Origin of the sequence: Gorillibacterium terrae, from assembly GCF_051594785.1 — a bacterium.
GTDB lineage: Bacteria > Bacillota > Bacilli > Paenibacillales > NBRC-103111 > Gorillibacterium.
In genome coordinates, this window is record NZ_JBPPGI010000002.1 from 211,421 (window position 1) to 223,997 (window position 12,577).

General features: G+C 62.1%; 6 protein-coding genes. All 6 read left to right on the plus strand.

All coding sequences use genetic code 11. The annotated features are described in order from the left end of the window. The first annotated feature begins 66 nt into the window (after positions 1-66). The 6 genes from ACSEXS_RS11090 (at position 67) to ACSEXS_RS11115 (ending at position 12,373) form a co-directional block, all read left to right on the plus strand. Positions 67-1,575 (plus strand): ABC transporter substrate-binding protein, encoded by a 1,509-nt coding sequence (locus ACSEXS_RS11090; RefSeq protein WP_438433294.1) that lies wholly within the window; start codon positions 67-69, stop codon positions 1,573-1,575. Between the two features lie 92 nt (positions 1,576-1,667). Then, on the plus strand, positions 1,668-3,962 hold the full coding sequence (locus ACSEXS_RS11095) for a glycoside hydrolase family 3 N-terminal domain-containing protein (RefSeq protein ID WP_438433295.1): 2,295 nt from the start codon (positions 1,668-1,670) through the stop codon (positions 3,960-3,962). Positions 3,963-3,973: 11 nt separating this feature from the next. Continuing rightward, entirely contained in the window at positions 3,974-7,111 is a 3,138-nt protein-coding gene (locus ACSEXS_RS11100) for an alpha-mannosidase (RefSeq protein ID WP_438433583.1), read from the plus strand. Between the two features lie 6 nt (positions 7,112-7,117). Continuing rightward, positions 7,118-8,437, plus strand: coding sequence for a glycoside hydrolase family 125 protein (locus ACSEXS_RS11105; protein WP_438433296.1), 1,320 nt, complete (start codon positions 7,118-7,120; stop codon positions 8,435-8,437). A gap of 168 nt (positions 8,438-8,605) precedes the next feature. After that, positions 8,606-9,604, plus strand: a complete 999-nt coding sequence (locus tag ACSEXS_RS11110; RefSeq protein ID WP_438433297.1) for a glycoside hydrolase family 130 protein — start codon at positions 8,606-8,608, stop codon at positions 9,602-9,604. A gap of 6 nt (positions 9,605-9,610) precedes the next feature. After that, on the plus strand, positions 9,611-12,373 hold the full coding sequence (locus ACSEXS_RS11115; protein WP_438433298.1) for an alpha-mannosidase: 2,763 nt from the start codon (positions 9,611-9,613) through the stop codon (positions 12,371-12,373). Positions 12,374-12,577: the final 204 nt, after the last annotated feature.

Below are 12,577 nucleotides of genomic sequence, written 5' to 3' on the forward strand. Positions count from 1 at the left end.
CGCCTACTATGAAGGCATCACGAGCTACAGCATGATATAACTTACACCTTAGGGGGAAAAGTGCCAATGAACAAGAGGTTTAAATTCGCTTCGTTAACGTGTTGTCTGGCCATGTCCATGGGCTTGGTCGCCGGCTGTTCTTCGAATGATAAAGCCGCATCTCCTTCGCCCAGCGCCGGTGCGGACGCTTCGGTCCAGCCTGCCGGAGACTCCGGATACAAGCAAGCTTCGCCGGACAAGGCTCCGACCATCACCTGGTGGCAGATCGGAACTCAGCCTTCGAACCTGGCGGAAGGCCTGGCCAAGATCAATGAGTATACGGCCGAGAAGATTGGGGTCAAGGTGGACATCAAGGTTGCCGGTTGGGGCGACTACGAGACGAAGATGAACACCATCGTCAACACCGGCGAAGACTTCGACATCATGTTCCTGAATAACAACAACTACAACCGGTTTATCAATCTGGGCGCACTGGCCGACATCACGGACCTGGTGCAGAAGGATACGCCCGACCTGTACGGCTTCATTCCGGAAAAGGTATGGGACGGAACGAAGATGAACGGCAAAATTTACTCCGTTCCGACGTATAAGGATTCGTCCATGACCCAGTATTTTGTCTGGGATAACAACATGGTGCAGAAATACAACATCGACTATGCCAACCTGAAGAAGATGTCGGATCTGGACAAACCTTTCCGCGACATCAAAGCGGGCGAAGGCAAATCCTATTATCCCCTGCAGCTGATCAAAGCCGACGGCTTCGCCGGCATGTTCAACGACTATGACGATATGACCCTCGGCCTCAAGGCGCTCGGCGTCAAGGTTGACGATGCTTCCCGCAAGGTCGTGTCGGTGCTGGAACAACCCGAAGTCATGGACAACCTGAAGCTGCTGCACAGCTGGTACAAGGACGGCATCATCAACCCCGATGCGCCGACGCTTGGCGAAAGCCCCAAGAAGCTCCCGTTCTTCAGCGCCCAGGGCTTCCCCGGAGCGGAAGCGGGCTGGCAGGTCAACAACGGTGTTGAAAAGTATGTGATGGCGCAGACGTTCGGCCCGATGTATACCACCAGCACCATTCAGGGCTCGCTGAACGCGATCTCGCAGAACTCCAAGCACAAGGTGGAAGCTCTGAAGTTCCTGGAGCTGGTGAACACCGACCCGCAGCTGAGAAACATGCTGGCCTACGGGATCGAAGGCGTGAACTGGAAGTCGGTTGGCGACAACGTAGTCGAACGGTTGAACGACACGTGGAGCCTGCCGGGTTACTCGCAGGGTACCTTCTTCAACATGGCAGCGGTAGCCCCGAACAAAGGCGACCAATGGGATGCCGTGAAGAAATTGAACGAACAGGCTGCAGCTTCGACGCTGCTCGGCTTCGCCCTCGACATCAACAGCCTGAGCACCGAAGTGGCGAACTGCAAAGCCGTCATGGACAAATACCAGTATGAGCTGTTTACCGGCGCATCCGATCCGGAGGTAGTCGTTCCGAAGCTGGTCAAGGAACTTAAGGCGGCCGGAATGGACACCATCATGGAAGAAGCCCAGAAGCAAATCAACGAGTACTTCAAATAAGCGGTTCGAATGGGAATCCGAACGATGGAGCAAAACCCATCGTTCGGATTTTTCTCTCTTGCCCGTCTGATCGAAAGGAAGTGGGAAGAAGCATGTTGTATCGAGACCCTGCCAGATCCGTACAGGAGCGGACCGCGCACCTGCTCGGTCTGATGACGTTGGAAGAAAAGGTGGGCCAACTGATCCAGCTGTTCGGCTGGCAAACCTATGACCATAGAGACGGCGAAGTGAAGCTGGAAGAGAGCTTCAAGCGCCGCATCCGCGAGGGCGGCGTCGGTGCGCTGTACGGCACGCTGCGGGCGGACCCTTGGACCGGCGTCACGCTGGAGACAGGCCTGAGCCCGCGCGCTGGAGCCGAGGCGGTGAATGCCATCCAGCGCTATGCGCTGGAGCATTCTCGGCTCGGCATTCCGCTGCTAATCGGCGAAGAGTGCTCGCACGGGCATATGGCGATCGGCGCGACCGTATTTCCGGTTCCGCTGCTGCTTGGCAGCACCTGGAACACGGAGCTGTACCGCGAGATGTGCCGGGTGGTCGCGCGGGAGACGCGGGCCCAGGGCGGCGCGGTTACCTATTCGCCGGTGCTGGACGTGGTGCGCGACCCCAGATGGGGACGCACCGAGGAGTGCTTCGGCGAAGACCCTTACCTGACCGGCGAGTTTGCGGTGGCGTCTGTCGAAGGGCTGCAGGGGGATTCGCTGGCGGATGAGAACGCGGTCGGCGCAACCCTGAAGCATTTTGTTGCTTACGGCAGCTCCGAAGGCGGTCGCAACGCCGGACCCGTGTCGATGGGGAAGCGGGAATTGCTGGAGACGGACCTCTACCCGTTCCGCAAAGCGGTCGAGGCCGGCGCCGTTTCCGTCATGCCCGCCTACAATGAAATTGACGGCGTGCCCTGCACGGCCAATGAAGAGCTGCTGCGAGGGATATTGCGGGACGAATGGGGCTTTGACGGCATGGTGATTACCGACTGCGGCGCCATCGACATGCTCGCAGCCGGACACGATACGGCGGCGAGCGGCGAGGATGCCGCCGCGCAGGCCGTGCGGGCCGGCATCGACATGGAGATGTCGGGCGAGATGTTTGGCCGCCATCTGCTGAATGCCGTCCGCAGCGGCAGGCTGGCCGAGTCTCTGGTCGATGAGGCAGCGGGCCGTGTGCTGGCACTCAAGTTCCGGCTGGGCCTGTTTGAACGGCCATTCGCCGATCCCGACCGCGCGGAAGCGGTCATCGGCAGCGCCGCCCATGCGGAGCTGGCACGCCGGGTTGCTGCGGAAGGCATCGTACTGCTGAAGAACGACGGCCTGCTTCCGCTGTCCAAAAGCGCCGGGGTTGTCGCCGTCATCGGCCCCAATGCTGACAACGGCTACAATCAGCTCGGCGATTACACCTCGCCGCAGCCGCCGGACAAGGTGGCGACGGTGCTCGCCGGCATCCGCGGCAAGCTAGCCGCCGAGCCGGACCGAGTCCGGTACGCGCCCGGCTGCCGGATCAAGGATCTGTCGGACGAAGGGTTCGACTACGCGCTGGAGACGGCGGCCGGGGCAGATGTCATCGTGCTGGTTCTGGGCGGCTCCAGCGCTCGGGACTTCGGGGAAGGCAGCATTGATCTGCGGACCGGAGCCTCGAAGGTCACGGAGAATGAACTGAGCGATATGGACTGCGGCGAAGGCATCGACCGGATGTCGCTGCACCTTTCCGGCGTCCAGCTGGAGCTGGCCAAGCGGCTGAAGGAGCTGGGCAAGCCGCTTGCGGTCGTCTACCTGAGCGGTCGTCCCGTCGCCGAACCGTGGATCGACGAACAGGCGGACGCGGTTCTGGAAGCCTGGTACCCCGGCCAGGAAGGCGGACACGCCGTTGCCGACATCCTGTTCGGCGATGTCAATCCGTCAGGCCGTCTGACGATTTCCGTCCCCGTCGACGCGGGCCAGCTGCCCGTTCATTACCGGGGCAAGCGCTCGCGGGGCAAGCGGTATCTGGAGGGCAATACACAGCCCCGGTACCCGTTCGGGTACGGGTTGAGTTATACCGACTTCACGTATGACAGCCTGAGGGCGGAGCCGGCGGTCATCGGTCCCGAAGGCACCTGCCAGGTCACGGTCAACGTGGAGAACACCGGTACACGGGCTGGTGCCGAGGTGGTTCAGCTATATATCTCGGATGTGGTGAGCCGCGTGACCCGTCCGGCCAAGGAGCTGAAAGGCTTCCGCAAAATCTGGCTGGAGCCGGGCGAGAAGAAGAGCGTCTCCTTTACGGTCGGTGCAGCTGAGCTGTGTTATATCGGGCCGGATTACACGCCGGTTGTGGAACCGGGCGTGTTCCGCATCGGCGTCGGCCGCCATGTCGAGGATACGCTTACGACTGAGCTTACCGTGGAGGAGGGATAACCATGGAACATATGGAACGAATCAACCGACTCATCCGCGAGCTGGAGGAGCGGCAGTGGCTCGAACAGCGGACGATTGCCGATTGGCGGGTGCACACCTCGGAATACCGTCTGCCCGGCGATTACGGCCCTTCGGAGCCGTTCGCGGGCAGCGAGGCATTCGCCTTATTCCCCAGCGTGCAGGGAACGACGTATTTCTTCCGCACGTCCGTGGACATTCCGGCCGAATGGCCGGCAAGCGAAGTGGGGCTCACGTTCCGGTCCGGCGGAGAAGGTCTTCTGCGCGTCAACGGCGTTTCCCGGCAGGGGGTTGACCGCAACCACACGTATGCCGCACTGAATCCGGAGAAGACGGGCCGCCGTCCGGAGCTTGAGATCGAGCTGTATGATCCGATTCCCGAGCCGGATGATCCGCTGAACAAGCAGGCGGTGATTCAGCCGCCGATCCGTGCCGTTGCCGCGATGCTGGTCAGGGCCAACCGGCCTGCCCAGTCGCTGATGTACACCGCGACGATCGTCCGCGACTCGGCTCTGCTGCTGCCGGTCGGCGATTTCCGCCGGGTACGAATGGAGGAAGCGCTGCTGCGCGCGATGGATGCGTTTGACGCCCTCCGGCCCGAAGACATCCGCGAAGGGAGCGCCCTGCACCGGATCGAGGAGGCCCTGTCCGCCAGCGTGCGGAGCATCGGCGGCAACGCCGAGGGCCGGATCCATATGGTGGGCCAGTCGCATATCGACATCGCCTGGCTGTGGCCGGCCCGGGAAACCGTGCGCAAGGCCAGTCGCACGTTCTCGACGGTCGATGCGCTCATGGACGAATATCCGGACTACCGGTATGCGCAGAGCCAGCCGCAGCTGTTTCAGTATCTGAAAGACAACGATCCGGAACTATTCGCCCGGGTTAAGGCGCGCGTCATGGAAGGGCGCTGGGAGCTGGTCGGCGGCATGTGGGTCGAGCCGGACCTCAACATCCCGAGCGGTGAATCGCTGATGCGGCAGATGCTGTACGGCCAGCGGTTCTACGAGCAGGAATTCGGCTTGCGCTCGCAGATCGAATGGCTGCCGGACACGTTCGGCTACTGCGCTTCGCTGCCGCAGATTCTGAAGCACGGCGGCATGCAGTACTTCATGACCACCAAGCTGGGCTGGAATGATACGAACGTGTTCCCCTACGACCTGTTCCACTGGGTCGGGATCGACGGAACGCCGATTCTCTCCTTCATGAACCATGGCAACAACGAGAATACTCTGCCGAAGGATATTGACGCGCATTGGGGCTCTTTCCGCGAGAAGGCCATCCACAGCGAACAGATGCTGCTGTACGGACACGGCGACGGCGGCGGCGGCGTGACGCGGGAGATGCTGGAATACATCAACCGCTCCGATCTCATGATCGGCCAGCCGGCAGCCGCTTACAGCTCGGCGGCGGATTTCTTCGAGGGCATCAGGCAGGCGAGTCCTAACCTTCCGGTGTGGCGGGGGGATCTGTATCTGGAGCTGCACCGCGGCACCTTCACCACCCACGCCCGGAACAAGCGCAGCAACCGCAAGGCGGAGATGCTGTACCGGGAAGCCGAGCTGTGGCTGGCGCTGGCCAGAAGCATTCTCCCGTCCCATGCGTCCGCCCGGGTCGGGAACGATCTGCAGGAGGGCTGGAAGCTGATCCTGCTCAACCAGTTCCACGACATAATCCCCGGGTCGTCCATTTCCGAGGTCTATGAGACCTCGGAGAAGGAGTACCGGCAGATCTTTGAGCTCGGGGAACGCAGCCTGCGAGCGGCAGCGGAAGCAACGGTGTCAGGAATCGGCGGAGAAGGCGAAGGCCGTAAGTTCGCGGTGCTGAACAGCCTCGGCTGGACCCGCGACATGACCGTGGAGCTTCCGCTGGACGGACAGGAAGGCGATCTCCAGGCTGTCTACGGAGAGAACGGAGAGCGGCTGGACTCGGAAGTGCTTCCGGACAGCGCCAGGCTGCGCGTCCGCGTCCCGGAAGTGCCTGCGTTCGGCTACCGCGTGGTATGGCTGAGGGAAGCGGAGGGCGAAGCGGCCGAGACACCGCAAAGCCGCCCGGATGAGCTGGGGGATACGTGGGAAACGGCGTATTACCGGCTTCGGTTCAACGAGCGCGGCGAGATCGTCAGCCTGTTCGACAAGGAAGCCCGGCGCGAGGTAGTCAAGCCGGGCGAACGGGCGAACCGCTTCCATTTCTTCCATGACCGCCCCGTTCTTTGGGACGCCTGGGATATCGACAGCCGCTACGAGCAACAGTCGGCCGGCGAGGCGGAGCTGCTGGAGAAGAAGCTGATCTCCGCGGGCGGCATCTGCGACGTGCTGGGTTTCAAATGGCGCATCGGGGAATCGGTGCTGGAGCAGGAGCTGGTTCTGTACCATCACGACCGGCGGATCGACTTCAAGACCCGCGTCGAATGGAACGAAGCGCACAAGCTGCTGAAGGTCGGCTTCCCGATCGACGTGCTCACCGACAAGGCTACCTACGAGATTCCCTTTGGGGCGATCGGGCGGCCGACGCACCGCAATACCAGCTGGGAGCAAGCCCAGTATGAAGTGTGCGGCCATCGGTTCGCCGACGTGTCCGAGCATGGCTACGGCGTCAGCCTGCTGAATGACTGCAAGTACGGGTATGACACGCAGGGCAGCACGATTCGACTGTCGCTGCTGCGGGCGCCGAAGTGGCCGGATCGCGGGGCGGACCTCGGGTCCCACGAATTCACGTATTCGCTGTACCCGCACCGGGGAGACTGGCGCGAGGCGCATACGCTGCGCAAAGCGGCTGAGCTCAACACCGCTGCCGTCATGGTTCCCTGCTCCGGCGGAGAGGGATCGCGACCGGCCTCCGCATCGCTGCTCGAATTCATCGGCGACCACACGGTGCTGGATACGGTCAAGGTCTCCGAGGATGGAACCGGCAGCGTTCTGCGGCTGTATGAGTCTGCCGGCGGCCGCGAGACGGTGCGCCTGCGCTGGCCGCTGCCCCATGCCGGGGTATTCCAGTCCAATGCGCTCGAAGAAGAGCTCGCGCCTCTCTCTGTTGAGGAAGGCTGGCTGGACCTGGAGTTTGCCCCGTTTGAAATCAAGACAATCAAAATTCTTGCCATTACGCAACAGGCCGACGGACGGCCGGAGGAGTGAACCCACTTGGAACAATTCAGACTTCCCGCTATCTCCATGCCAGAGCTGCCGCTGCCGCGGTCGATCGCCGCGGTGCTCGCGGAAGCCGAGGAGAAACTGGCGCATCGGCCGAAGCTCGCCCGGCTGTTCCGCAACTGCTTCCCCAACACGCTGGAGACGACAACCAAGCTGCTCGAGGACGGAACAACCTTCGTCATCACGGGAGACATCCCGGCGTGCTGGCTGCGCGACTCGGTCGAGCAGATGATCCATTACGTGCCGTTCGCCAAAGAAGATGAAGAGCTGGCACGCATCATCGGCGGGCTGATCAAACGCCATATCCAGTACATTCTGATCGATCCGTATGCGAATGCGTTCAATGAATCCGCCAACGACTGGCACTGGAACGCGGCCGATGTTACGGAGCTGTCGCCGTGGGTCTGGGAGCGCAAGTTCGAGATCGATTCGCTCTGCTTCGTCATCCGGCTGGCGCATGCCTACTGGGAGGAGACGAAGCGGACGGATATTTTCACCGCCGATTTCAAGAAAGCGCTGCGGCTGATCTTCGACCTGTTCAAGCGGGAGCAGCATCATGCCGAGCAGTCCCCGTACCGGTTTATGCGCAATAACGGAATTAGGGAGGACACGCTGCAGAACGACGGCTTGGGCATGCCGGTCAACTACACGGGCATGATCTGGTCCGGCTTCCGTTCGAGCGACGATGCCTGCGATTTCCATTACAACATTCCCGGCAACATGTTCGCCGTCGTGGCCCTGCGCCAGATGCAGGATTTTGCCGAGTGGGTGTTCCGCGATCTGAATTTCCTGGCGGAGCTGAAGAGGCTGGAGCAGGAGGTCGATCACGGCATCAAGCTGTACGGCATCTACCGCCATCCGGAGTTCGGGCCGATCTACGCCTACGAGACCGACGGCTTCGGCAACTACTGTCTGATGGACGATGCGGGAACGCCGGGGCTCATGTCGATCCCTTACCTCGGTTATGTGACGAACGACGACCCGGTGTATCAGAACACCCGGCGCTTCGCGCTCAGCAAGGAGAATCCGTATTACTACGAAGGCGCAGCCGCCAAAGGCATCGGCAGCCCGCATACACCGCCGGGGTACATCTGGCACATGGCGCTGTCCATGCAGGGCCTGACGGCCGACACGGCGGAAGAGAAGCTGCGGATGATCGCCATGCTGGAAGCGACCGACGCCGATACCGGCTACATGCACGAAGGCTTCCTGGCGGACGATCCGCAGGTGTTTACCCGCAGCTGGTTTGCCTGGTCCAACAGCCTGTTCTCGCAGCTAGTCTGGCAGGCCTTGAAGCTGGGGATTCTGTAAGCCCTGTCTGACTCGTCCAAGACCCTTTATGCAGACTCATTCGGCGCAGGTCCGTCCAGGCGCTGCCGCCTGGAGACCTGTTCCGTAATTAATCCCAACTATTGTATTCCGACTATTCCATTCCGACTATTTCATCCCAACTATGAACCAGACAAAGGAGACTGTCCTATGAGCCGAATTATCGGAGCCGAGCTGCCCAACCTTCCGTGGGAGAACAAGCCGGAAGGAACGAACGCACCGGTATGGCGCTACAGCGCCAACCCGATCATCCCCCGCAACGCCATTCCCAATTCCAACAGCGTGTTCAATTCCGCCGTCATTGCCTTTGAGGACGGGTTCGCCGGAGTCTTCCGCTGCGACTCCCGGTCGGTCAGTATGGATATCTTCGCCGGCTTCAGCGCCGATGGCGTCAAGTGGACGATTAACCCCGACCCGATCCAGTTCGAGGGAGACGAAGAGATCACCAAGCGCGAATACCGCTACGATCCGCGGGTATGCAAGATCGATGACCGGTACTACATCTCCTGGTGCAACGGTTATCACGGCCCGACCATCGGACTGGCCTACACGTACGACTTCAAGACGTTCCATCAGCTGGAGAATGCTTTCCTGCCCTATAACCGCAACGGCGTGCTGTTCCCGCGCAAGATCAACGGCAACTTCGCCATGCTCAGCCGTCCCAGCGATACCGGGCATACGCCGTTCGGCGATATTTTCTTCAGCGAGAGCCCCGATCTCACCTTCTGGGGCAAGCACCGCTATGTGATGGGAACGATCAGCGGCGATGCCTCCGCCTGGCAGTCCAAGAAAATCGGCCCGGGCCCGATCCCGATCGAAACCGACGAGGGCTGGCTGCTAATCTACCACGGCGTTATCAACACCTGCAACGGGTTTGTCTACCGCATGGGCGTCGCCCTTCTGGACCTGGATCAGCCGTGGAAGGTCAAGGCGCGCTCGCGCAACTACATCCTCGGCCCGGAGACGCTGTATGAGTGCGTAGGAGATGTGCCGAACGTCACGTTCCCTTGCGCGGCGCTCACCGATTCCGCCACCGGCCGGATCACGATTTACTACGGCTGCGCCGATACCGTCACGGGAATGGCCTTTACCACCGTGGACGAGCTGCTGGCTTACATGAAGGAGTATCCTTTGGAAACCGAGGTGTAACCACCGATGGACAAACAGCGAACGGCCCATATTCTCTCCCATTCCCATTGGGACCGGGAGTGGTACCTGCCCTATGAGCAGCATCATATCCGGCTCGTCCGACTGGTAGACAGCCTGCTGGACAAGCTGGAGCAGGACCCGGACTTCAAGGCCTTTTTCTTCGACGGGCAGACGATCATCATCGAAGATTACCTGCAGATCCGCCCGGAGAACCGGGAGAGGCTTGCGCGGCAAATCCGCGAAGGCCGGATCGGCATCGGCCCCTGGTATATTCTCCAGGATGCCTTCCTGACGAGCCCGGAAGCCAATGTGCGCAACCTTCAGCTCGGGCATAAGGACGCCGGCCGCTGGGGAGAGGTCTCGAAGATCGGCTACTTCCCCGATACCTTCGGGTTGGCCGGGCAGATTCCGCAGCTGATGGCCCAGGCCGGAATCGGCAACGTCTTCTTCGGCCGCGGCGTCAAGCCGACCGGGTTCAACAACACCGTCTCCGACGACGGCTACGAATCCTCCTTCTCCGAGCTGATCTGGGAAGGACCGGACGGCTCCAAGGTGCTCGGCATCCTGTTCGCCAACTGGTATTCGAACGGGAATGAGATTCCGGCGAATCCGGACGAAGCGAAAGCGTTCTGGGACCGCAAGCTGGCCGACGCCGAGCGGTTTGCGGCCACGGACGAGCTGCTGTTCATGAACGGCTGCGACCATCAGCCGCTGCAGCTGGACTTGCCGGACGCCCTCCGCACGGCGCAGGAGCTGTACCCGGATGTCCGGTTTATCCATTCCACCTTCCCGGCGTACGTCAAGGCCGTGGAGGCTGCGGCTCTTGCCCGCGGTCTTTCCACCGTCAAGGGCGAGCTGCGCAGCCAGCGCACCGACGGCTGGGGAACACTGGTCAACACCGCCTCCGCCCGCGTGTACCTGAAGCAGATGAACCAGCGCGGCCAGGCGCTGCTGGAGAAGGTGGCGGAGCCGCTCGCTTCGCTGGCCCGGCTGAACGGCGGCGAATATCCGCACCACCTGTTCACCTATGCCTGGAAGACGCTGCTCCAGAACCATCCGCATGATTCCATCTGCGGCTGCAGCGTAGATGAGGTTCACCGCGAGATGGTGACCCGCTTCGAGAAGAGCCGCCACGTTGCCGAAGGCATCGTGGAGGAGAGCATGCGGACCCTAGCCGGCGCGGTGGACACATCCGTCTTTGCCGCTTACGGCGAGGACCCGCTGCCGCTGGTCGCGGCCAACACCAGCGGCTGGAGCCGCACGGGAACGGTCAGCGTGGAGCTTGACGCTGCCCGGCTCTACCTGCGCGAGGGCTTGCCGCTGGAGGAGACGGCCCGCCGGATGAAGGCGGTCCGCCTGGAAGGGCGGACGCTGGTCGATGAGCGCGGCAGAGCAATCCCCTGCACGGCGGAGGACCTCGGCTTGTCGTTCGGGTATGACCTGCCGGAGGACCGCTTCCGCCAGGCCTACATGTGCCGCCGGGTCCGGCTGACCTTCGAGGCGGTCGGCGTGCCGGCGCTCGGCCTGCGCACCTACGCCTGGGTGCGGCCGAACGGCTGTGCCGGCCAAGACGCGGCGGACTCCGCGCCGAAGCCGGAGGCTTCTCTGCTGCGCGGGGAACGTGTGCTGGAGAACGATACGCTGCGCATCGAGCTTGCCGAAGACGGTTCGTTCACGCTGGCGCACAAACCGAGCGGCCGGGTGTACCGGGACCTCGGCGTCTACGAGAATACCGGCGATATCGGCAACGAATACATGTACCGCCAGCCGCAAGGGGAAACGCCGCTGACCACCAAGGGGCTGGCGGCGGACATCCGCGTGCTGGAGGATGCGCCGTACCGCGCTTCTATGGAAATCCGCCACGCCTGGGACATTCCGGCATCTGCCGACGGCCTTCTGGAGGGGGAGCAGCGCGCGCTGGTCTATTATCCCGAACGGCAGGCACAGCGCTCTACCGGGACGGTCCGGCTTGAACTGCGCACGGTGCTGAGCCTGGAGCGGAGCGGCAGGGGCCTGAAGGTGCAGAGCTTCATCGCCAACACCGCGAAGGACCACCGGCTGCGGATGCTGTTCCCGACGGACCTGGCCGCAACCGATCATCGCGCCGACTCCATGTTCGAGCTGGCGGTGCGCCCGAACGAGCCGTCGCCCGAATGGCGCAACCCGAGCAACACACAACACCAGCAGGCGTTCGTGGATGTCTCGCAGGAGGGCGCGGGCCTTACGGTCGCCAACCTGGGGCTGAACGAATACGAAATCCTGCGGGACGGCCGCAACACCATCGCCGTCACCCTGCTGCGCTGCGTCGGCGAATTGGGCGATTGGGGCTGGTTCCCGACGCCGGAAGCCCAATGCCTGGGCAGCCATACGGCCGAACTGCTGCTCCTTCCGCATGACGGAGATGCGGTAGCCTCCGGAGCTGCAGCCGAAGCGTACCAGTTCCAGGTTCTCTGGACCTGCGCTCAGGCGGAGCTGCACACCGGCAGCATCCCGCCCGTTTATGCTCCACTGCGATGGGAAGGCGCTACCGCCGCCTGGTCCTCGCTGAGCGTGAACGAGAGCAGCGGCGACCTCATGCTTCGCTGGTTCAATCTGGACGGAGCACCGTGCGTTCTGCAGGTGGATACGGAGTTCTCCGCTTCCGGCTGCTACAAGACCACGGTGTTGGAAGAACCCGCTCCGCTGCTGACGGCCGGAGGCTCGCTGGAGCTGACGCTCGGCGGGTTCGAGATCGCCACGGTCGGCATTCGCCGCAACGGGCACGAATGAGTGGGATCCCCCTCGCACGGCCTGGGGGATAAACCGAATAAAGCCGCCAATTGCCGTCGGTCTTCCCCGATGGCAATTGGCGTTTTTGCGGGACGCCGGCCAGAAGGGTTCGCCGGATACGCATACTTACTAACGAGGGAAATAATGGAATTGAAGCGATTTGCAACCGGATTCATTCCGGAACTCCAAATCCGTGGTATACTT

Bases quoted from the DNA above. Each gene is read 5' to 3' on its own strand.
- ACSEXS_RS11095 (WP_438433295.1), top strand. From the start codon at position 1,668: ATGTTGTATCGAGACCCTGCCAGATCCGTACAGGAGCGGACCGCGCAC.
- ACSEXS_RS11100 (WP_438433583.1), top strand. From the start codon at position 3,974: ATGGAACGAATCAACCGACTCATCCGCGAGCTGGAGGAGCGGCAGTGG.
- ACSEXS_RS11110 (WP_438433297.1), top strand. From the start codon at position 8,606: ATGAGCCGAATTATCGGAGCCGAGCTGCCCAACCTTCCGTGGGAGAAC.
- ACSEXS_RS11115 (WP_438433298.1), top strand. From the start codon at position 9,611: ATGGACAAACAGCGAACGGCCCATATTCTCTCCCATTCCCATTGGGAC.
- ACSEXS_RS11090 (WP_438433294.1), top strand. From the start codon at position 67: ATGAACAAGAGGTTTAAATTCGCTTCGTTAACGTGTTGTCTGGCCATG.